Source organism: Nocardioides sp. GXQ0305, from assembly GCF_050880345.1.
Lineage (GTDB): Bacteria > Actinomycetota > Actinomycetes > Propionibacteriales > Nocardioidaceae > Nocardioides.
Map to the genome: position 1 here is coordinate 31,536 of NZ_JBNYXG010000010.1, position 20,536 is coordinate 52,071.

Annotated in this window: 22 protein-coding genes; 6 read left to right on the top strand and 16 right to left on the bottom strand. The window is 72.2% G+C overall.

Annotated elements, in window-relative coordinates; all coding sequences use genetic code 11:
* Positions 1-30: 30 nt before the first annotated feature.
* The 6 genes from ACQ1X7_RS19290 to ACQ1X7_RS19315 all read right to left on the bottom strand — a co-directional run bounded on the left by ACQ1X7_RS19290 (position 31) and on the right by ACQ1X7_RS19315 (position 5,080).
* Complete coding sequence (locus ACQ1X7_RS19290) at positions 31-786, bottom strand: DUF881 domain-containing protein (RefSeq protein WP_432479865.1); 756 nt, start codon at positions 784-786, stop codon at positions 31-33.
* Positions 779-1,111 carry a small basic family protein gene (locus ACQ1X7_RS19295; RefSeq protein ID WP_432479866.1) on the bottom strand — a complete coding sequence of 111 codons (333 nt, stop codon included), beginning with the start codon at positions 1,109-1,111 and terminating at the stop codon, positions 779-781. Before ACQ1X7_RS19295 ends, ACQ1X7_RS19290 begins: the two co-directional genes overlap by 8 nt.
* Positions 1,108-1,998 (bottom strand): DUF881 domain-containing protein, encoded by an 891-nt coding sequence (locus tag ACQ1X7_RS19300; protein WP_432479867.1) that lies wholly within the window; start codon positions 1,996-1,998, stop codon positions 1,108-1,110. The genes ACQ1X7_RS19295 and ACQ1X7_RS19300 overlap by 4 nt, the downstream gene beginning before the upstream one ends.
* Positions 1,991-2,608, bottom strand: coding sequence for a CDP-alcohol phosphatidyltransferase family protein (locus ACQ1X7_RS19305; RefSeq protein WP_432479868.1), 618 nt, complete (start codon positions 2,606-2,608; stop codon positions 1,991-1,993). Before ACQ1X7_RS19305 ends, ACQ1X7_RS19300 begins: the two co-directional genes overlap by 8 nt.
* A 68-nt stretch (positions 2,609-2,676) precedes the next feature.
* Complete coding sequence (locus tag ACQ1X7_RS19310; protein WP_432479869.1) at positions 2,677-3,726, bottom strand: hemolysin family protein; 1,050 nt, start codon at positions 3,724-3,726, stop codon at positions 2,677-2,679.
* Entirely contained in the window at positions 3,719-5,080 is a 1,362-nt protein-coding gene (locus ACQ1X7_RS19315) for a hemolysin family protein (RefSeq protein ID WP_432479870.1), read from the bottom strand. The genes ACQ1X7_RS19310 and ACQ1X7_RS19315 overlap by 8 nt, the downstream gene beginning before the upstream one ends.
* A 261-nt stretch (positions 5,081-5,341) precedes the next feature.
* Here ACQ1X7_RS19315 and ACQ1X7_RS19320 point away from each other — a divergent pair, with 261 nt between their 5' ends.
* From ACQ1X7_RS19320 to ACQ1X7_RS19330, 3 genes are all read left to right on the top strand, one after another.
* Positions 5,342-6,910 carry a DUF1800 domain-containing protein gene (locus ACQ1X7_RS19320; RefSeq protein ID WP_432479871.1) on the top strand — a complete coding sequence of 523 codons (1,569 nt, stop codon included), beginning with the start codon at positions 5,342-5,344 and terminating at the stop codon, positions 6,908-6,910.
* Positions 6,911-6,915: 5 nt separating this feature from the next.
* Positions 6,916-8,166 carry a DUF1501 domain-containing protein gene (locus tag ACQ1X7_RS19325; RefSeq protein WP_432479872.1) on the top strand — a complete coding sequence of 417 codons (1,251 nt, stop codon included), beginning with the start codon at positions 6,916-6,918 and terminating at the stop codon, positions 8,164-8,166.
* 149 nt (positions 8,167-8,315) lie between these two features.
* Positions 8,316-8,606 carry a DUF1330 domain-containing protein gene (locus tag ACQ1X7_RS19330; protein ID WP_432479873.1) on the top strand — a complete coding sequence of 97 codons (291 nt, stop codon included), beginning with the start codon at positions 8,316-8,318 and terminating at the stop codon, positions 8,604-8,606.
* 57 nt (positions 8,607-8,663) lie between these two features.
* Here the strand turns inward: ACQ1X7_RS19330 and katG are convergent, their stop codons facing one another.
* A complete protein-coding gene (gene katG, locus ACQ1X7_RS19335) occupies positions 8,664-10,901 on the bottom strand; it encodes a catalase/peroxidase HPI (protein WP_432479874.1) in 2,238 nt (745 codons plus the stop codon).
* Entirely contained in the window at positions 10,898-11,353 is a 456-nt protein-coding gene (locus ACQ1X7_RS19340; RefSeq protein WP_432479875.1) for a Fur family transcriptional regulator, read from the bottom strand. Before ACQ1X7_RS19340 ends, katG begins: the two co-directional genes overlap by 4 nt.
* A gap of 303 nt (positions 11,354-11,656) precedes the next feature.
* Here ACQ1X7_RS19340 and ACQ1X7_RS19345 point away from each other — a divergent pair, with 303 nt between their 5' ends.
* Both ACQ1X7_RS19345 and ACQ1X7_RS19350 read left to right on the top strand, forming a co-directional pair.
* Entirely contained in the window at positions 11,657-11,938 is a 282-nt protein-coding gene (locus tag ACQ1X7_RS19345) for a VOC family protein (protein ID WP_432479876.1), read from the top strand.
* Between the two features lie 30 nt (positions 11,939-11,968).
* On the top strand, positions 11,969-12,340 hold the full coding sequence (locus tag ACQ1X7_RS19350; RefSeq protein WP_432479877.1) for a nuclear transport factor 2 family protein: 372 nt from the start codon (positions 11,969-11,971) through the stop codon (positions 12,338-12,340).
* Between the two features lie 12 nt (positions 12,341-12,352).
* Here ACQ1X7_RS19350 and ACQ1X7_RS19355 read toward each other — a convergent pair whose 3' ends face one another.
* The 7 genes from ACQ1X7_RS19355 to ACQ1X7_RS19385 form a co-directional block, all read right to left on the bottom strand.
* On the bottom strand, positions 12,353-13,549 hold the full coding sequence (locus ACQ1X7_RS19355) for a cation:proton antiporter (protein ID WP_432479878.1): 1,197 nt from the start codon (positions 13,547-13,549) through the stop codon (positions 12,353-12,355).
* A 55-nt stretch (positions 13,550-13,604) separates the two neighbouring features.
* Complete coding sequence (locus tag ACQ1X7_RS19360; protein WP_432479879.1) at positions 13,605-13,841, bottom strand: anti-sigma factor family protein; 237 nt, start codon at positions 13,839-13,841, stop codon at positions 13,605-13,607.
* A complete protein-coding gene (locus ACQ1X7_RS19365; RefSeq protein WP_432479880.1) occupies positions 13,842-14,501 on the bottom strand; it encodes an RNA polymerase sigma factor in 660 nt (219 codons plus the stop codon).
* A gap of 22 nt (positions 14,502-14,523) precedes the next feature.
* Positions 14,524-15,240 carry a flavodoxin family protein gene (locus ACQ1X7_RS19370; RefSeq protein WP_432479881.1) on the bottom strand — a complete coding sequence of 239 codons (717 nt, stop codon included), beginning with the start codon at positions 15,238-15,240 and terminating at the stop codon, positions 14,524-14,526.
* A gap of 127 nt (positions 15,241-15,367) precedes the next feature.
* A complete protein-coding gene (locus tag ACQ1X7_RS19375; RefSeq protein ID WP_432479882.1) occupies positions 15,368-16,048 on the bottom strand; it encodes a hypothetical protein in 681 nt (226 codons plus the stop codon).
* Positions 16,049-16,065: 17 nt separating this feature from the next.
* Positions 16,066-16,485, bottom strand: coding sequence for a DUF7144 family membrane protein (locus ACQ1X7_RS19380; protein WP_432479883.1), 420 nt, complete (start codon positions 16,483-16,485; stop codon positions 16,066-16,068).
* A gap of 136 nt (positions 16,486-16,621) precedes the next feature.
* Positions 16,622-17,110 (bottom strand): DUF1269 domain-containing protein, encoded by a 489-nt coding sequence (locus ACQ1X7_RS19385; RefSeq protein ID WP_432479884.1) that lies wholly within the window; start codon positions 17,108-17,110, stop codon positions 16,622-16,624.
* 184 nt (positions 17,111-17,294) lie between these two features.
* Between ACQ1X7_RS19385 and cls the strand changes: the two genes are divergently transcribed.
* Complete coding sequence (gene cls, locus ACQ1X7_RS19390; RefSeq protein ID WP_432479885.1) at positions 17,295-18,761, top strand: cardiolipin synthase; 1,467 nt, start codon at positions 17,295-17,297, stop codon at positions 18,759-18,761.
* Positions 18,762-18,768: 7 nt separating this feature from the next.
* Here cls and ACQ1X7_RS19395 read toward each other — a convergent pair whose 3' ends face one another.
* The gene (locus tag ACQ1X7_RS19395) at positions 18,769-20,295 is read right to left on the bottom strand and encodes an MFS transporter (RefSeq protein WP_432479886.1); all 1,527 of its coding nucleotides are present in this window, start codon (positions 20,293-20,295) and stop codon (positions 18,769-18,771) included.
* Between the last annotated feature and the right edge of the window lie 241 nt (positions 20,296-20,536).

Sequence of the window (20,536 nt, forward strand, 5' to 3'; positions counted from 1 at the left end):
ACCGCGCAGGCGGAGCCGCGGGCGCTCGGGTCACGGGGCCTCGGGCTGGGCGAACTCGAGCCGCTCCGGCTCGACCGTCGACTCGATGTCGAGCGAGTCGAGCTCCTCGACCTCCACCTCGGCCCCGTCGGCATTCAGCTGGTCGATCGGCCCCTCCGGGAAGGTGAGGCCGCCGTGGAGGGTGTGGGGGTCGCCGATGACGTCCAGGACGTACGGCGGCTCCAGCAGCGTCCCGTCGACGTAGACCCCGCCGGTGGCGTCCTCGAAGGACGTCTGGGCGACGACCCGGACCCGCCCGTTGAACTGCATCGCCTCGGCGAACGCGGTCCGCATCTCCTGGACCGTGTCGAGGAGCGAGTCGATGTCGACCTGGCCGGACTCCTCGGTGATGGTGACCCGGATGCCGGGTCCGGTCACCGGCACGACGCCGGCGAGGATCTGGAGGTCCTCGGTCTCGCGCCGGGCCTCCTCGAGGGCGGCCTCCTCGGCGCTGGTGTTGTTGCGCAGGTCCTCGCGGGTCTCCTCGAGCCGGGCGATCTCGGCCTCGGTCCGGCGGGTGGTGCCGGCCAGTCCGTCGAGCACGTCGATGAGGGCCTGCTGCCGGTAGCCCGAGTAGGTGTCGGTGACCCCGAAGGAGGTCACCTGGGTGACGAACGCGAAGCCGAAGACCGCCAGCAGGACGCCGACGACCGCCTGCCGTCGGGACGGCCGGCGCAGCGCGTCGAGCAGCCGCTTCCGACCGCTCGGGGCGTCGGCGGCGTCGGGCGGCGGGGTGGGGTCAGGCATGGAACAGGTGACGCCGGATCGCGGCGACGTTGGAGAAGATGCGGATGCCGAGGACGACGATCACGCCTGTCTGGAGCTGACCGCCCACGCCGAGCTGGTCGCCGAGGAAGACGATCGCGGCGGCGATGACGACGTTGCTCAGGAACGAGACGACGAAGACCTTGTCGTCGAAGATGCCGTCGAGGTAGGCGCGCAGCCCGCCGAAGACGGCGTCGAGGGCCGCGACCACGGCGATGGGCAGGTAGGGCTCGACGCCGAGCGGCACGTCGGGCTGGAAGAACAGCCCGAGCATGATCCCGACGAGCAGTCCCAGGACCGCGATCATCCTGATCCCTCCTCGATGCCGGGGGTCCCCTCGCCCGGGCCCGCCTGCCGGACCCAGCGCAGCTGCCGCTGCCGGGCGCCCGGCAGCGACATCTGGTCGACATTCTGCCTGTCCACCACGAAGCCGAGCTGGCCGGCCAGCGCGAAGAAGTCGGATCCGTGGGTCGTCTCGAGCAGGTCGGCCTGCAGGGTGTCGCGGTTGCCGATCGCGCGCACGACGTACGGCGCGGTCAACGGACGGGTGTTCACGTGGATCGCGGCGCCGGTGTTGCGGATCGATCCGAGGTTGTTCAGCCGCTGGTCGTTGATCGCGATCGCCTCGGCTCCCGCCTCGAACAGGCCGTCGACCAGGAGCGCGAGGTCGGAGTCGCGCACCTGCTGGGAGGGGTCGCCCACCGGGTTGCCCTCGACGGTGATCCGGACACCCTCGCCCGTGACGGCCAGGAAGCCGGTCGTGGCCTGGAGCCGCCGCACCTCGGCCTCGGCCTCCTGGCGGCTCGCGGTCCGCGCGTCGACCTCCTCGCTGAGTGCCTGGTTCTCCCGGGTCAGGTCGGCGACCCGGTCCTGCCGGCTCCGGAGCGTGGAGCGCTCCTGCTCGATCCGGGCGATCAGGGTGGCGCGGCCGGCGTCCTCGACCGCCTCGTTGCGCGAGGTCTGGACCGCGGCGATGCTGACCAGGATCCCGAACGCCGCGAGCGCGGCGATCCCGGCCATCCGGCTGCGCGGCTGATCCGGAGGTGCACCGCCCGTCGCGCGCCGCTCGGCGACCTGCCGGTACTCCTCCTCGACCGCCTGCTCGGTGACGAGCGTGAGCAGCGGCGTGGTCACGTGGGGCGGCAGCGCCCCCGACCCGGCTGGACGGTCTGGCCCGTCGTACGGCTCAGCCACCGGGGGCCACCCTGCGCCGGGGCGTGGTCTGGAGCAGCCGGTGGACCTGCCAGGCGTACAGGATGCCGGCCCACCAGTAGAGGCCGATCCCCCACACGGCGAACGCCCACCCGAACACGTCGGCGAGCGTCGCGAGCGTGCCCTCCCCGTCACCGAGCAGCAGCAGCGGGAACGCGTAGAGCAGGTTGAAGGTGGCGGCCTTGCCGAGGAAGTGCACCGGGAGGGCGCTGTAACCGCGGGTGCGCAGGAACGGCACGAGCAGCCAGAGCAGCGCGTCGCGCAGCGGCAGGATCAGCACGACCCACCACGGCACGATGTCGCGCAGGCCGAGGCCGATGACCACGGCGAGGATGTAGAGCCGGTCGGCGACCGGGTCGAGCACCTGCCCGAAGCGGGAGAACTGGTTGAGCCGGCGTGCGAGGTAGCCGTCGAGCCAGTCGGTGAACCCCGACACCATCAGCAGCGCCAGCGCCCACCAGTCCGCCTCGGGGCCGAGGACCAGCCACAGGAACACCGGGACGCCCGCCAGCCGGAGCATGCTGAGCAGGTTGGGCAGCGTCCACACGCGGTCGGTACGGGTCTGGTCGTCCGCCAACGTCGATGCCTGCATTTCCTCGGGTTTTCCGGTGCGGTGTCACCCTATCCGCGCGGGTGGGCGGATCGGGTCAGGCGGGGCGCCTATGCGGGCTCGTCGTGGTGTGCGGCGTCGCGGATCTCACCGACGAGCTCCTCGATCACGTCCTCGAGCGTCGCGATGCCGAGCACCGACCCGTCGGTCTCGACGACCCGCGCCATGTGGGCGCCGCGGTGCTGGAGCCGCTCGAGCGCGTCGTGGAGCAGGTCGGTGACCTGGACGGGGGCGAAGGGCCGGATCCACTTGTCGTCGACCACCCGGTCACGGAGGGCCTCGTCGGTCTCCAGCACGTCCTTGATGTGGAGGTAGCCGAGCAGCTCGTCCTGCTCGGAGCGGACCGGGAACCGGCTGTAGCCGGTCGCGGCGCACAGCGCCTCCACGTCGGCCACCGTCGAGCCGCGGCGGACCGTCGCCAGCTCGTCGGCGGGCATGAGCACCGTCGCCACGGTCTTCTCGGTGAAGCCGAGGGCGCCCGCGAGCCGGTCGTACTCCTCGTCGCGGAGCAGGCCCTCGCCGCGCGACTCCTCGACGAGGGCCGCCACCTCCTCGCGGGTGTACGCCGAGCTGACCTCGTCCCTCGGCTCGACCCGCAGCAGCCGGAGCGTGGCGTTGGCGACCGCGTTGAGCAGGACGATGATCGGGCGCAGCAGCGTGACGATCCCCATCATTGGCGGGCCCATCACCAGCGCTGCCTGCTCGGGACCGGCGATCGCGATGTTCTTGGGCACCATCTCGCCCAGCACGACGTGGAGGTAGACCACGATCGACAGCGCGACGGCGAACGCGACCGGGTGGAGCAGCGCGTCCGGCACGCCGAGCCAGTGGAACAGCGGTTCCAGCTGGTGGGCGACCGCGGGCTCGCCGACGGCGCCCAGGCCGAGGGAGCAGACGGTGATGCCGAGCTGGGCGCCGGCCATCACCAGGGACACGTTCTCCATGGCGTGGAGGGTCGTCCGCGCCATCCGGGAGCCCTGCTGGGCGCGCGGCTCGATCTGGCTCCGTCGGGCCGAGATGAGGGCGAACTCTGCGCCGACGAAGAACGCGTTGCCGGCCAGCAGCACGATCGCCACGACGATGGCGGTGGTGTCACTCATCGTCGTCCCCCGGCTCGTCGGGCCGGTCGAGGAGCCGCAGCACCAGTCGGTCGACCCGGAGCCCGTCCATGTGCACGACGGTCAGCGTGGCCAGCTGCTCGCGCAGCTCCTCGGCGTCGGACCGGTCGGGGACGGCGACCTCGGCCACGTCGCCGGACTCCGGGATCCGGCCGAGGGTCTGCACGACCAGGCCCGCGATGGTGTCGTAGGCCTCGTCCTCGGGCAGCTCGATCCCGGTGACGTCCTCCACCTCGTCGGGCCGCAGCAGCCCGGACAGCAACCAGCTGCCGTCGCTGCGCTGCCGCGCCTGCGCGCCGAGCCGGTCGTGCTCGTCGGCGATGTCGCCGACGATCTCCTCGATCACGTCCTCGAGGGTGACGATGCCGGCGTGCCCGCCGTACTCGTCGAGGACGACCGCCATCTGGAAGCCGTCCTGGCGGAGCAGCGCCAGCAGCGGGTCGAGCCGCATCGTGTCGGGCACCACGATCGGCTTGGCCATGATGTGCTTGACCCGGGTGGTGCTGCGCTCCGGCACCGGCAGCGCCACGGCGTGCTTGACGTGGACCGTGCCGACGACGGTGTCCTCCGCATCGAGGACGGGGAACCGCGAGTGGCCGGTCTCGCGGGCGAGCTCGATGACGGCGGCGGCCCGGTCGCCGGCCTCCAGGCTCGTGGTCCGCACGCGCGGCGTCATGATCTCGCCCGCGGTGCGGGTGCCGAACTCGACCGACCGCTCCATCAGCTCTGCGGTCTCGTGGTCGAGGGTCCCCTGGTCCGCCGAGCGTTGCACCAGCGAGGCGAGCTCGGTGGAGCTCCGGGCGGAGCGCAGCTCCTCCTGCGGCTCGACGCCGAGCCGGCGGACGATGGCGTTGGCCGACCCGTTGAGCAGCCGGATCGGCACCTTGTTGGCGGCGGTGAAGCCGCGCTGGAAGGCCTGGGTGGCACGGGCGGTGGCCATCGGCCGGGCGATCGCCAGGTTCTTGGGGACCAGCTCGCCGAAGACCATGGTCAGGAACGTGCTCAGCAGCAGCGCCACCGCGAAGGAGAGCGGTCGCACCCCGGACTCGGGGATCCCGGCGGCCTCGAGCGGCCCGTGGAGGAGCTGCGCGATCGCGGGCTCGGCGAGGAAGCCGATGGCCAGGTTGGTGACCGTGATGCCGACCTGGGCCCCGGAGAGCTGGGTCGACAGCGCCCGGATCGCGGTCTGCACCCCGGCCGCGCCCGCGTCGCCGTCGGCGGCCTGCCGGTCGACCTGGCTGCGGTCGACGGTGACGAAGGCGAACTCGGCCGCGACGAACATGCCGCAGGCGAGCACGAGGAGGAGCGAGGCGCCGAGCAGGAGCCACTCGGTCATCGTGTCCACCACCCGGTCACGAGTGCGGTCTCAGCTGAAACGGTGGAGTGGCGACTTTGAGGGCCGTCCATGGAGCGGCAGTGGTCCTTCGCAGGTCGGTGGCCGGACACCCACACTCTAGCGAGGGCCCTCCGCTCGGGTCATTTCGGTAGTCACTCCGGGTGGTTGTGGGGCATGCTGCTCCACGCGGGCCGGGTGACGGCCTAGCGTCGTACCCATCACGGCAGGCCCCCCGTTGGCCGTGGCACCAGGGAGAACTCCATGACGGTCGCGCCCCCCGACGGCTCCGTGCCGGCCCGGCGATCCGTCCTGGGGGCTGCCGGTGCGGCCGCGGTGGTCGCGGCGGCACCGGCAGCCCCCGCGGACGCCGCCGCCCGCTACCGGCCCGCGCGGTACGCCGGTGCGCGGCTGCTGCCACCCGCCGGCCGGCTGCTGGTCGGCCGCTTCTCCTACGGCCTCACGCCGGCGCTGGCCCGCCAGGTGCGCCAGCGCGGTGGCGCCCGGGCGTGGTTCGAGTGGCAGCTCTCACCGGGCCGGATCGACGACACCGCGGCCGACAAGATCGAGGCGTGGTGGCCGGGTCTGCGCTTCGAGGGCGCGGAGTCGTGGGACCGCCAGGTCCGCGAGGTCGAGTTCGGCTGGCAGCTGATGCAGAACTACCAGCGGTGGCTGCTCCAGCGCCGGATGGTCACCCGTCGTCAGGTCCACGAGGTGATGACCGAGTTCTGGGAGCACCACCTGCACGTGCCCGCGACCGGCGACTCCCAGTTCGTCTACCGCAAGAGGTACGGCGACACCGTTCGCGCCCATGCCCTGGGCCGCTTCGACGACCTGCTCCGGGCGACGACCACCGAGCCCGCGATGCTGCTCTTCCTCGACCAGGCGGTCTCGACCAGGTCGGCCCCGAACGAGAACCTCGCGCGCGAGCTGCTCGAGCTGCACACCGTCGGCCGCGGCAACCACACCGAGGACGACGTCAAGAACGTCGCCCGGGTCCTCACCGGCTGGAAGGTCGACCGCTGGCGCACCTGGGACTACGGCTACGCACCGGAGTGGCACGCCACCGGCCCGGTGCGCGTGCTCGGGTGGACCCACGACAACGCCTCCTCCGACGGGCGGGCGGCGACGTACTCCTTGCTGCGCTACCTGGCCCACCACCCGCTCACCGCCGCCCGGATCGCCCGCAAGCTCGCGGTGAAGTTCGTCTCCGACGACCCGCCGCAGTCCCTGGTCGACCGGCTGGCGCGGACCTACCTCGACCACGACACCGCCATCAAGCCGGTGCTCCGCGTCCTGGCCCGCTCCTCAGAGCTCCTCGCGAGCGAGGGCCAGAAGGTGCGCGACCCCGGGGAGGACGTCGTGGCGGCCTGCCGGCTGCTCGGCGTGCAGGTGCTCCGCCCCCGGGCCGACCAGAGCGCCGCCAACGCGCTCCTCTGGCAGACCGGCTCGCTGGGCACGCTCCCGATGGCCTGGCCGCGACCCGACGGTCAGCCGCAGACCTCCCGCGCGTGGTCCTCGCCGGCGCGGCTGCTCGCCTCGATGCGGGTGCACTGGTCGCTGTGCGGTGGCTGGTGGCCCAGCCAGGACGTCCGCTACCGCAACGACGCCGGCTGGGTCCCCCGCTACCCGCTGCGGTTCGACAAGCTCGTCGACCACCTGTCGCAGGTGCTGCTCCACCGGCACTCGACGTCCGCCCTCCTCCGGGCGTGCTGCGAGGCGACCGGCACCGGGCCACGCGAGGTCGTCACCCGCGACCACCCGATCGTGGCCTGGAAGATGAACCGGCTCCTGTCCACCGTCCTCGACTCCCCCGCCTTCTACGCCCGGTGACGCCCGTGAACCCAGAAGCCTGCTGCCCCGAGTACGCCGCCGTCTCCCGGCGGGGACTGTTCTCCGGCGCGGCCGCCCTGCTCGGCACCACGACCGTGTTCGGGTCCGCCGTCCTCACCACGTCGGCCGCGCGCGCCGCGGCCCCGGCGCCCTCCGTCCTGGTGGTGGTCTCGCTGCGCGGCGCCGCCGACGGGATGTCGCTGGTGGTCCCCCACGGCGACCCGGTCTACTACGCCGCCCGGCCGCGGATCGCGGTGCCCGCGGAGCGGCTGCTCGCCCGCGACGGCTTCTTCGGGCTGCACCCGCAGCTGGCGCCTCTGCTCCCGTGGTGGGAGGGGCAGAAGATGGCGGCGATCCACGCCACCGGGCTCCCGGCCCCGAACCGGTCCCACTTCTCGGCCATGGAGGAGGTCGAGGACGCCGACCCCGGGTCCGACGCCCGCGTCGGCTGGCTGAACCGGCTGGTGGGCGCCGACCTGATCGACTCGCCGCTGCAGGCGTTCGGGGTCGGGGCCGGCGCTCCGCCGGGGTCACTCGTGGGGCCGGCGCCGTTCCTGACGGGCGGGTCGGTCGACGACGTCCGCGTGGCCGGCGCCGAGGGCGACAACGTCGCGCCCCGGATGAGCTCGCTGCACACGTTGTGGGACTCCTCCGCGAGCCCGATGGCGGGCGCGATGCGGTCGGTGTTCGCCGCCGACGAGGACTTCGAGCCGGTCCGGCGCACCTCCCCTCAGCCGGCCAACGGCGCGACGTACGCCGACAACGACCTGGGGCGGGCGCTGCGCGCGGCCGCGCGGGTGATCCGGGGCGACGTCGGGACCCACGTGCTCACCGTCGACCACGGCGACTGGGACCACCACACCGACCTCGGCACCCTGGAGTGGGGTCGCATGGTCCGTCAGACGGGCGCGCTGGCGACCAACCTGGCGGCCTTCATGACCGACCTCGGTCCGCTCACCGACAAGGTGACCGTGGTCGTGCTCAGCGAGTTCGGCCGCCGCGTCAAGGAGAACGCCAACTACGGCCTCGACCACGGCTACGGCAACGTGATGTTCGTGCTCGGCGCCGGGGTCGCCGGCGGCCGCTACTACGGCACCTGGCCCGACCTGACCAACCAGGTCGACTCCGACCTCACGGTCACGACCGACTACCGGTCGGTGCTCTGGGACGTCGTCTCGTCCCGCTTCGAGGTCAGCCCGGCCACCGTGTTCCCCCGGTTCAGCCCCGCCGAGTCGCTCGGCTTCATGACCCGCTGACCCGTCACCCGTCGGGGTGAGGCGACGGCGCGACCCGACGATCACACTGCGTGGAACGGGGAATCGCGGAGACGACCGTGCGCCTGGTCGGAGTCGTGGTTCCCCGGCCACGTCCGGGCCTGCTCGGGGGTCCGGGCAGGATGAGCCGCATGAGCGCCTACTGGATCAACGTCTTCCTCGAGGTCCGCGACCCCGCCAAGGTGGCGGCCTACGCCGAGCTGGCCACGCCCGCGATCGCCGAGGCCGGTGGCCGGTTCCTCGCCCGGGGAGTGCCCGAGGCGGTCTTCGAGCAGGGTCGGGAGACGCGGACGGTCATCATCGAGTTCTCCTCGGTCGGTGCCGCGCGCGCCTGCTACGAGAGCCCGCTCTACCAGAAGGCACTGGCGGCGCTGGACGACGGTGCGGTCCGGGACATCCGGATCGTGCCGGGAGTCGGCTGACGCCGGGCGCACGAGGGCGGCCGCCCCTTCCGGGTGCGGCCGCCCCACGCGCCGTGCTCAGGCCAGGTCGAACCGGTCGGCGTCCATGACCTTGGTCCAGGCGGCCACGAAGTCGCGGACGAACTTCTCGCCGGCGTCGTCGCTCGCGTAGACCTCGGACAGCGCACGCAGCTGCGAGTTGGAGCCGAAGACCAGGTCGACCGCGGTCGCGGCCCCCCGGACCTCACCACTGGTGAGGTCGCGGATCTCGTAGACGTTCTCCTCGTCCTGCGACGCGCGCCACTGCGTCCCCGGGGACAGCAGGTTGACGAAGAAGTCGTTGGTCAGCGTGCCGGGGCGGTCGGTCAGCACGCCGTGCTGCGTGACCCCCGCGCCCAGCGCTCGCAGACCACCGACCAGCACCGTCATCTCGGGCGCGGACAGGCCGAGCAGGTACGCCTTGTCCACGAGCAGCTCCTCGGGCCGGAGCTTCTCGCCGGGCCGCAGGTAGTTGCGGAAGCCGTCGGCCCGCGGCTCGAGGTATCCGACCGACTCCACGTCGGTGTCCTCCTGGGAGGCGTCGGTGCGGCCCGGGGTGAACGGCACGGTCACCTCGACCCCGGCGTCCTTCGCCGCCTTCTCCACGGCCGCGCAGCCGCCGAGGACGATCAGGTCGGCGAGCGACACCCGCTTGCCGCCGGACTGGGAGCCGTTGAAGTCCTGCTGCACCTGCTCGAGGACCCGGAGCGTCGCGTCGAGCTGCTCGGGTCCGTTGACCTCCCAGCTGCGCTGCGGCTCGAGGCGGAGGCGCGCGCCGTTGGCTCCGCCGCGCTTGTCGGTCCGCCGGAAGGAGGACGCCGAGGCCCACGCGGTCGCCACCAGCTGGGCGACCGACAGGCCGGAGTCGAGCAGGGTCGCCTTCAGGGAGGCGACGTCCTGCTCGTCGACCAGCTCGTGGTCGACCGCCGGGACCGGGTCCTGCCACAGCTGTGCCTCGGGCACCCAGGGCCCCAGCAGCAGCGGCCCGACCGGACCCATGTCGCGGTGCAGCAGCTTGTACCAGGCCTTCGCGAAGGCCAGCGCGAACTCGTCGGGGTTCTCGAGGAACCGGCGCGAGATCGCCTCGTACGTCGGGTCGAACCTCAGCGACAGGTCGGTCGTCAGCATCGTCGGCCGGTGCTTGCGGGTGGAGTCGAAGGCGTCGGGGATGATCTCCTCGGCGTCCTTGGCGACCCACTGCTTGGCCCCGGCGGGGCTCTCGGTCAGCTCCCACTCGTGGCCGAACAGGATCTCGAAGAAGCGGTTGCTCCACTCGGTGGGTCGGTCGGTCCAGGTGACCTCCAGGCCGGAGGTGATGGTGTCGCCGCCGCGGCCGCTGCCGTAGTCGTTGAGCCACCCGAGGCCCTGCGCCTCGATCGGGGCGGCCTCGGGCTCGGGCCCGACGTGCGCGTCTGCGTCGGCGGCGCCGTGGGTCTTGCCGAAGGTGTGGCCGCCGGCGATGAGCGCGACGGTCTCCTCGTCGTTCATCGCCATCCGCTTGAAGGTCTCGCGGATGAAGGCGGCGGCCTTGAGCGGGTCGGGGTTGCCGGCCGGACCCTCCGGGTTGACGTAGATCAGGCCCATCTCGGTCGCGCCGACGCCGGCGGACATCTCGCCCTCACCGACGTAGCGGTCCTCGCCCAGCCAGTCCTGCTCCAGGCCCCAGATGACCTCCTCCGGCTCCCAGACGTCCTCGCGGCCGAAGGCGAAGCCGAAGGTCTGGAACCCCATCGACTCCAGCGCCACGTTGCCGGCCAGCACGAGCAGGTCGGCCCACGAGACCTGCTGCCCGTACTTCTGCTTCACCGGCCACAGCAGCCGCCGGGCCTTGTCGAGGTTGGCGTTGTCGGGCCAGCTGTTGAGGGGCGCGAAGCGCTGGCCACCGTCGCCGGCGCCACCCCGGCCGTCGTGCACGCGGTAGGTGCCGGCGGCGTGCCAGCTCATCCGGATCATCAGGCCGCCGTAGTGGCCGAAGTCGGCCGGCCACCAGTCCTGCGGGGTGGTCAGCACCTCGACGAGGTCGCGCTTGAGGGCCTCGACGTCGAGCTTCGCGAACTCCTCGCGGTAGCTGAAGCCGGTGCCCAGCGGGTTGGTCGCCGGGTGGTGGGGGTGCAGCACCGAGAGGTCGAGCTGGTTGGGCCACCAGTCCTTGTTGGTGCGCGGCCGCGGCGTCGACGGGGTCGGTGCGTCGATCGCCGGGTTCTCGCTCTCACTCCCCTGCGCGGTCACGCCGTCGTGGGCGACCGGGCAGCCGCCCTGGTCCTTGCTCTCGGTCATCGGAGTCCTTCCGTGTCGCGATCTCGGTCAACGTGTGGTGAACAGGCGGGGCAGGTCCCCCAGTAGACGACCTCGGCCTCGTCGATGGTGAAGCCGTGGTCAACGTCAGCGGTCAGGCACGGCGCCTCGCCGACGGCGCAGTCGACGTCGGCGATGGCACCGCAGGAGCGGCACACCACGTGGTGGTGGTTGTCGCCCACGCGCGACTCGTAGCGGGCCACCGAGCCGGAGGGCTGGATCCGGCGGACGAGGCCGGCGGTGGTGAGGACCCGCAGCACGTCGTAGACGGCCTGGTGCGACACCTCCCCCATCCGGGCGCGCGAGGCGCCGATGAGGGTGTCGGTGTCGGCGTGCGGGTGGTCGTGCACCGCCTCCAGGACGGCGAGCCGGGGCCGGGTCACCCGCAGGCTCGCTCCGCGCAGCAGCTGCTCGAGCTCGTCGCTGGTGGGCACCCGAACAACGTGCCACCTTTTCCTGAACAGGTCAAGATTAAAAGGTCCGGTGAGACGACGGTGCAGCGTTGCGGTGCCGGGTCCCGAGTCTGTCGGGATGACGTGGCTCCACGCTGTCATCGACGTCCCGCCAGGCAGCCGGGCGAGTGCGGCGGACTTCTGGAGTCGTTCCTTCGGGTGGCGGGCGGGCGAGCCGTGGGAAGGCTCTCCCGAGCTGCGCAGCTTCGTCCCGCCGCAGGGCACGCCGTACGTCCACCACGACCACGAGGTGGCGTTCCGGCGCGACCTGCTCGGCGGCGGTGGGTGGGGTCGGACGCCCCCGAGTTCGCCGGCAAGTGGCACGACGACGAAGGATCCCCGCTGCAGCTGCTCTTCCAACGGCTCGACGAGCGGGACGGACCCGTCCGGATGCACCTCGACCACGGGTCGGACGACGTCGATGCCGAGATCGCCCGACTGCTCCGGTTGGGCGCCACCGACGTGGGGCCCGGACGCGCGTGGCACGTCCTCCAGGACCCGACCGGTTCCCGCTTCTGCGTCACCGGGAACTCGCCCGAACCGACTACCCGGCGCGACCTCGACTGACGATCGTCCTGTGGTGGCACCATGTCCGGCATGGACCAGCAGGCGGTCGAGGACTGGGTGGCGGCGTACGAGGCCCTGTGGCGGGCGCCGGGCACCGAGATGCTGGCGGAGATCTTCGCGCCGGAGGTGGTCTACCTCGTCTCGCCCTGGGCCCGCGCGGTGCACGGGTTGCAGGCCGTCGCCGACCTCTGGGAGGCCGAGCGCGACGGGCCGGACGAGGAGTTCACGATGACCAGCCGGGTCGTGGCCGTCGACGGCGCCACGGCCGTGGTCCGGGCCGAGGTCGACTACGGCGACGGGAGCCGGTGGCGCGACCTGTGGGTGCTGACCTTCGACGCGGAGGGGCGCTGCGCGTCCTTCGAGGAGTGGCCCATCGCCCCTGACCAGCCCGACGGTCACTGACCGGCCGGCGGCTCACGCAGCCCGCACGCCGGACCGTGGGGCCGGCCGCAGCAGGGCCAGCGCCGCGAGCGGGAACACGATCACCGACAGCAGCCCGGCGCAGACCAGGGCGGCCGCCGTGACCGGGCTCATCAGCCCGGTGAGGACCCCGATCTGGGTGGCGGTGACGATGAACGGCAGCGACGTCGCCTGCAGGAGCCCGGCCACGACGACCGAGCGGCGGTCGACCAGCCGTCCCAGCAGGAGGGCCGGAACGCCACGGACCACGAGCAGCGCGATCGCGAACACGGGGACCCGCGCCAGGGACGACGGGTCGTCGAGCAGCGCCCCGACGTCGAGCCGCAGCCCGCTGGTGACGAAGAAGACCGGGATCAGGAAGCCGTACCCGATCGCCTCGAGCTTGACCCGGAAGTGCGGGTGGGTGCTGGAGTCCCGGTCGAGCAGGCCCACCACGGCGCCGGCCATGAACGCGCCGAGGATGCTCTCGAGCCCGAACCGCTCGGCGAGCGCCACGAACGCGATGAGCAGCGCGATGGCCGCCCGGACCCGGATCTGGGCGGTGGTGTCCTGGAGCCGGGTGAGCGTCATGTCCAGGCGTCGGGAGCGCGCGACCAGCGAGATGACGACCGCGGTCGTGACGACCAGCGCTGCGAACCCGCCGAGGAGCACCAGCCGGCTGCCCGTGCCGGCCTCGGTCGTCGAGAACAGCAGCGACAGCAGGAGGATCGCCGCGAAGTCGGCGACCGAGGCGGAGGCGATGGTGGCCTGGCCGAGCGTCGTGTCCACCTGGCCGGCGTCCTTGAGCACCGGTACGACGAGACCCAGGGACGTCGCGGACAGCGCCACCGCGACGAGCAGCGGGCCGTCCACCCAGCCCGCGGCGCCCAGACCGAGGCCGACGGCGACCCCGAGGGCCAGCGTCACGACGTACCCGAGCAGCGACAACCGGAGCACCTGCCCCCGGAGCCGGTGCACGTCGATCTCCAGCCCGGCCAGGAACAGCAGGAAGGCGAGCCCGAGGAGCGCCACGATCGAGACCGGGAGGTCCACCTCGACCCAGCCCAGCACCTGCGGACCGACCACGACCCCGGCGACGATCTCCAGCACCACCGCGGGCAGTCGTGCCGCGGGAGCGAGGCCGAGCGTCAGGGGCGCGATCAGCGCGATCACGGCGACCGCGAGCAGGTTGGTGAACTCGACGTCAGGCATTCGGGGACCCTCCTCGGGTCGGGTGCCGCTGCGTAGGTACGTCTACGTCGGGACGTCAGCGGCGGAGGTCGCGGAAGGCGGAGCGCAGGAAGGCCTGCATCTCCTCGGAGAGGCTCTCGGCGGGGATCGTGCCCAGCCGGGAGGCGGTCTCCTCCAGCTGCTCCACGTAGGTCTGGCAGCCCGGACACTCGGCGACGTGCTCCTCGAAGCGTCGCGCCGTGTCGGGGTCGAGCGCCCCGTCGAGGTAGTCGGTGACCAGCTCGACGAGCTCCTGGCAGGTGAGCTCCGGCATCTACGCCGCCCCTCCCACGCCCGGCGCGCCGTCCTGCTCCAGGTAGGTCGCGAGGTCGGCACGCACGGCGGCCCGGGCCCGGTGCAGCAGCACCCGCTGGTTGCCGGCGGAGATGGAGAGCAGCTCGCACACCTCGTCGGAGGTGTGTCCGAGCACGTCGCGCATGGTGATCACGACCCGCTGCCGGTCGGGCAGGGCGTCCAGGGCCGCGCGGAGCCGGCCTCGGACCTCGCCCGCCAGGGCCGGGTCGTCGTCCGAGCCGCGCCACGGGCGGGGGAAGGACCGCCAGTGCCCCGGGTAGGGGTCGTCGGCGTCGCGGAACAGCGACGGGTCCAGGGTCGGACCGGAGTGGTCGCCGGCCGACACGCTGCTCCAGGGGACGGTCCGGCTCTCGCGCGTCCCTCGCCTCTTGGCGGTGTTGACCAGGATCCGGTAGACCCAGGTGCGCAGCGAGGAGCGCCCCTCGAAGGCGTCGATCCCGCGGATGACCGCCAGCCAGGTGTCCTGGACGACCTCCTCGGCCGAGGCGTCGGTGGAGACGTGGCTGCGCGCGAGCAGCAGCATCGGTCGTGACCACTCCTCGAGCAACCGGGCGAAGACGACCTCGTCCCCCGCGCGAACCCCCGCCACGATGGCGTCGTCGGTGTACGACGTGCCCACCGGCCCACTGTATCGCCCGTGGTCATCGGTACTCGGGGTTCGCGTAGTCGAGGCGGCAGCCGGCCTCCCACTCCGAGCGCTGGTTGCCGTGGGCGGGCACGCCCCCGGCGTCCTTGAGCAACCGGGCCAGGTGCAGCAGGTTCCACGTCATGAACGTCGTGTTGCGGTTGGTGAAGTCGTTCTCGGGACCACCGGATCCGGGATCGAGGTACGACGGCCCGGGACCGGCCTCGCCGATCCAGCCGGCGTCGGCCTGCGGCGGGATGGTGTAGCCGATGTGCTGGAGCGTGTAGAGCACGTTGTGCGCGCAGTGCTTCACGCCGTCCTCGTTCCCGGTGATCAGGCAGCCGCCGACCCGGCCGTAGTAGAGGTACTGGCCGCGGTCGTTGAGCAGGTGCGAGCCGCCGTACAGGCGCTCGTGGACCTGCTTCATCACCGAGCTGTTGTCGCCGAGCCAGATCGGTCCGGCGAGCACCAGGATGTCGGCGGCCTTCACCTTCTCGAAGATCGCCGGCCAGTCGTCGGTGGCCCAGCCGTGCTCGGTCATGTCGGGCCACACGCCGGTGGCGATCTCGTGGTCGATCGCCCGGACGACCTCGACCCCGACGCCGTTCGCCTCCATGATCCGGCGGCTGATCCCGATCAGGCCGTCGGTGTGGCTGGGCTCGGGCGACTTCTTCAGCGTGCAGTTGATGAACATCGCCGTCAGGTCGGCGTAGCCGGTCTCCGGTGCGGTCACGGGACTCTCCTTCGGATGGGCGGGCGGGTCGGAACAGCTCGTGCGCCCGAGGCGAGTGCTCGACAGATCAGTGTCGCGAGCCGCCGCCGCGTTACAGCATCCGCAGGAGGGTGGTGAGGAGGTGGGGTCAGGTCGCCGTGGCGGAACGGTCCGGCGCCTGCCGGGCAGCCCGCGTCCGGTCCTCGTCCGCGAGCCGCTGGGCGACGCCGATGGCGGCCTGCAGCAGCCGGCGCAGATCCCCGTCGGGGTCGGGCTGGTGGCCGGTCACGAGCCCCTTGACGGCACTCCGCGCGACCGCGGGCGCGACCTGGCCGCGCAGCAGCCGGTCACTGACCGTCCGGCCGTCGCTGAACCGCCTCGCGAACCGGGCCTCCTCGGGGACGTCGCGCAGCGCCGAATCGACGTCCTCGGTGCCGGGCACCGTGCCCAGCCCGCGAGCCTCGGTCGCCCGCTGCACCGTGAGCAGACCGGCCGCCAGCGCGCGCTGCGAGGACTGCGGGACCCGGCGCACGGCGTACGACGCCGTGACGGCCGTGAGGCCCAGCGTCCAGCGCAGGTCGTCGTCGGGCGAGTTGAGTCCCACCACGGACGGCACCAGCACGGCCAGCTCGGACCGGCGCCGGTCGGTGGAGTTGTCGTTGACCAGCCGCGCCAGCTCGGCCAGCACCGGGTGGGTGCACCCGGGGTGGTCGCTCCACCTCTCCCCCGCCATCACCGAGGCCATCTCCATGAAGCAGGCGCCGTGCTTCGGCCTGCGGTGCTTGCCGCGGGAGAGGAGCGGCAGGATGTCGGGTGCCTGGTCAGTCATGCGTCCTCCCGAACGCGTCACCTCTCGCCGAGCCGTGCCGCCAGGGCCCAGATCACGGCGATGTCGACCGCGATGATCACCAGCGCCCAGATGGGCTGCCACGGGATGAACAGGAACTGCATGAGCAGCGAGAGCGTGGCCAGGATGATGCCCACGACCATCGCCCACGCCTGGCCCATCAGGATCGCGACACCGACCGCCAGGGCCACCGCCCCCACGATCAGGTGCAGCCATCCCCAGGCCGTCAGGTCGAACTGGTAGACGTAGTTCGGAGTCGTCACGTAGACGTCGTCCTTGAGCACCGCCGAGAGGCCCTCGAAGAACTGGAAGAGCCCGACGACCGAGAGGATCGTGCCGGCGAAGATCGAGCCGGCGCTCCCGCCGTCGTACCCCATGGCGTCGTCACGGTAGGCGCCGGGCGTGGTGGTCGCTGACATGGTGTGCTCCTTCGCTGGTCGCCGTGGACGTCGAAGAGACCTGCCGACCAGAACCTAGGACGTCGGCGGCTCGACGGGGTCACCCGGATCAGGCCAAGGTCCGGCCCCTCCCCTCGCGGGGGCCGGCGCCCGGGGGTCACCCCACGAACACCTGTCGCAACGCTCCTTCCTGGCTCGCGGTGAGCCGGGTCACCAGCAGGCTTGCGACCTGGTCGGCGCCCGGGGCCGCGCGCACGTGGTCGACCAGCGCGTCGGACCCGAGCACGAACAGCGCCGAGGTCCCGGGAGTCACTGTGTCGCGCGCCCGGTTGACGAAGGTGTCCGCGATCCCGAACCCCGCGATCGAGCCCGAGAACGCCTCACCGGAGCTGACCACCGCCGCGCCGAGCAGGGGCGAGTAGAAGATGAGTCCGAACAGCACGCCCCAGAACCCCTCGCCGAGCGCCTCGTCCGAGGCGAGGTCGGGCAGCATCCGCGTCGTCGGCGTGGCGCTCCCCCGGGGCCAGCACACCAGCGCCGCGTCGTGGACGCCCTCGCGGGCGGGGGTGGGCAGGTCTCGGACGACCCGGGCCGCACGCTCGGCGCCGTCGGGGGTCCCCGAGGTCCACACGATGAGCGCCGACATGCCTCTCCCGGGAGCCGCAGTGATGATGATCCCCCAGAATGCGCGCCCGCGGCCGGATTCTCCTCGCCCGTAGCGGGTGGGCGGCGGCGCTCGCCGGGCGCCTTCTCACCGACTCCGGGTGAGCACCCGTCCGGCGCGGTCGAGCAGGCTGGGGCGGCCAGGGCGTCGAGCACCGGAGGTGGCCATGCCCGACTGGGTCCAGGTCTCGGCACTCATCGGCGCGCTCGTCGTGGTCGCCCAGGTCGTGGTCTACGTGGCGGCGCTGGGCGTCATCCCCGGTGGTCGCAAGCCCTCGACCGGGATGGCCTGGCTGATCCTGATCCTCGCGGTACCGCTCTTCGGCTTCCTCGCCTTCCTGCTCTTCGGCAGCACGCACGTCGAGCGCCGGCGGCACCTGGCCCAGGTGACGGCCAACCAGCGGATCCAGCAGCGCACCGCCGAGATCGCCGACCTCGAGGCGAGCACCCCCGAGCTCGGCCCGGTGGCGACGGTCGCGACGCTCAACCGACGGCTGGGCGCGCTGCCTGCCGTGCCCGGCAACACGGTCGACCTGTTCACCGGCTACACCGACTCGATCGCGGCGATGACGGCCGCGGTGGACGAGGCGCGGTCCTTCGTGCACGTGGAGTTCTACATCACCGCCTGGGACGAGGTGACGGCGCCGTTCTTCGCCGCCCTGGTCCGGGCCACCGAGCGCGGTGTCCCGGTCCGGCTGCTGTTCGACCACCTCGGCTCCCGGGGGATCCCCGGCTACCAGGACATGGTCCAACGGCTCGACCAGACCTCGATCGAGTGGCACCCGATGATGCCGATCCAGCTGCTCAAGGGGAAGTTCCGGCGGCCGGACCTGCGCAACCACCGCAAGATCCTGGTCGTCGACGGCACCTGCGCCTTCGGCGGGTCCCAGAACATGATCGAGCCGTCGTACAACAAGCCCAAGAACCAGAAGGTCGGCCGGGCCTGGGTCGAGCTCACCGCCCGACTCACAGGACCGGCAGTCACCGAGATGAACGCCGTCTTCCTCACCGACTGGTACGCCGAGACCGGTGAGGTGCTGGCTGAGACGGTCCACGACCTGTTCGACGAGTCCGTCGGGGGCGGGACGACGGTGCAGGTCGTGCCGAGCGGGCCCGGCTTCGCGTCGGAGAACAACCTGCGGATGTTCACCACCCTGATCTACAGCGCGCAGCGCCGCATCTCCCTCACCAGTCCGTACTTCGTGCCCGACGAGTCCCTGCTGTACGCCGTGACGACGGCCGCCCAGCGCGGCGTCGACGTGGAGCTGTTCGTCGGCGAGGAGGGCGACCAGTTCATGGTCCACCACGCCCAGTGCTCCTACTACCAGCCGCTGCTCTCCGCGGGTGTGCGCATCCACCTCTATCCGGCTCCGTGGGTGCTCCACGCCAAGCACTTCACGATCGACGACCACGTCGCGGTGCTCGGCTCGAGCAACATGGACCTGCGCTCGTTCGCCCTCAACTACGAGGTGAGCCTGATGCTGCTCGGCGCCGACGCGGTGGAGCGGATGCGCAAGGTCGAGGACACCTATCGCGGGCTGTCGCGCGAGCTCACCCAGGAGGAGTGGGCGCGACGCGGCAAGGGGGCCCGCTACGTCGACAACGTGATGCGACTGACCTCGGCACTCCAGTGAAGGGGGGCTACGGCTCCCGTGAGGCGATCGTGTCGTCGTCCGCCGGAGCAGGGGGGACGGTGTGGACGACGGCCGCGGCGGAGGCCGCAGCAGCCAGGACGTCCTCGAGCGTGTTGCGACCCTGGCCGGGCCGGATCCGGGCGATGAACACGGCTCCCATGACCACGCCGACCAGGCTGAACCCGGCCATCACCCACGAAGCGGCTCCGATACCGGCCGACAGCGCCGCCGCGGTCGACGCCCCGTCGGCCTGCTGGTTGGCCGAGACGCTCGCGTAGATGGTGGCCGCCAGGGCGGTCGCGACCGCCGCGCCGACGTACCTCGCCATGTTGGACACGCCGGAGGCCTCCCCCACCTGGGCGGCCGGCACGGAGGCGGTGGCGCCCGACGACGAGGGCCCGTTGGAGAGGCCCATGCCCACGGCGATCGCGATCAGGGGCAGGAGGAACGCGACGTACCGCCACGACTCCTGGGTGAAGCCGACCACCACGAAGCCGACAGTCGTGATGGCGAAGCCGAGGACGATCGTCGGACGCGCGCCGATGCGCTGCGCGAGACGCGGGACGACCGGTGCCGTGAGCACCAGGCCGACCGTGGCCGGCAGCGTCGCCAGCCCTGCCTCCAGCGGCGAGAAGCCCAGCGTGGACGGGTCCTGGAAGTACAGGCTGAGCAGGTACATCAAGCCGTTGATGGTCCCCGCACCGATCAGGATGGCGATGGTGGAGCCGATCAGCACCCGGTTGCGCAGCAGCGCGAGGTCCAGCAGGGGGACCTCGACCCGCCGCTCCACCTGGAGGAAGGCGTACCCGGCGAGGAGGGTCACCGCGAAGCAGCCCAGGGTGGCCGGCGACCACCAGCCCCAGCCGCCGCTCTTGCTGACGCCGAGGATCAGGGGCATCAGGGTGAGCGCGATCAACAGCGTGCCGGCGTAGTCGATCGAGCGGGACCGATCGGGGTCCCGCGACTCCTCGACCATCAGGGCGGTGATGCCCATGCAGCCGACGGCCACCGCGGCGTCGATCCAGAACAGGCCCTGCCAGCCCGTCAGGTTCACCAGCACGCCGCCGACCAGGGGGCCGGCCGCCGCGCCGACGGCGGCCGCGGCACCCCACAGGGTGACCGCGCGCAGCTGCTTGTCACCGGCCGTGCCGACGGTCAGCAGGCTCAGCCCGCACGCCAGGATGGTGGCGCCCGACGCGCCCTGGATGACCCGGCCCGCGATGACCAGCTCGCCGGTCCGGGCCAGGGCGATGAGCACGCACGACGCCACGAACAGCAGCAGCCCGCCCTGGAAGATCCGGCGGCGCCCGAACACGTCGCCCAGCGACCCGCTGGTGATGATCACGGCGGCCCCCACCAGGGAGTAGCCGGTCACGGCCCACTGCAGGGTCTCCAGGGACATGCCGGTGTCGTCGCTGATCGCGGGCAGCAGGATGCTCACCGCGGAGGTGTTCGCGTTCACCACGAGCGTCGAGATGCAGGTGGCAGCCAGCACGCCGCCCGCGCTGCCCGCCCGCGTCGCGCTCCGGCTCATCGGGCTCCCTCCGAGGTGCCGGCGGTCGAGATCCGCCTGCGACGTCCGACCGTAGAGCGGCGGGGAGACGAGGGCCTACACCCGTTCCGGGCGGGTGCTTGTCGCCCCACGCCGCCGCGGCTCCGCCGCCTCGGCTGGCCAGGGTTTCGAGACGATCGGTCGGCGGTGGATTCAACCGGTGAGTGCAACACCGGGTGGGTTGTCGTGTTCGGACAGTAGCGCGTCGAGCGCTTCGGCGGGT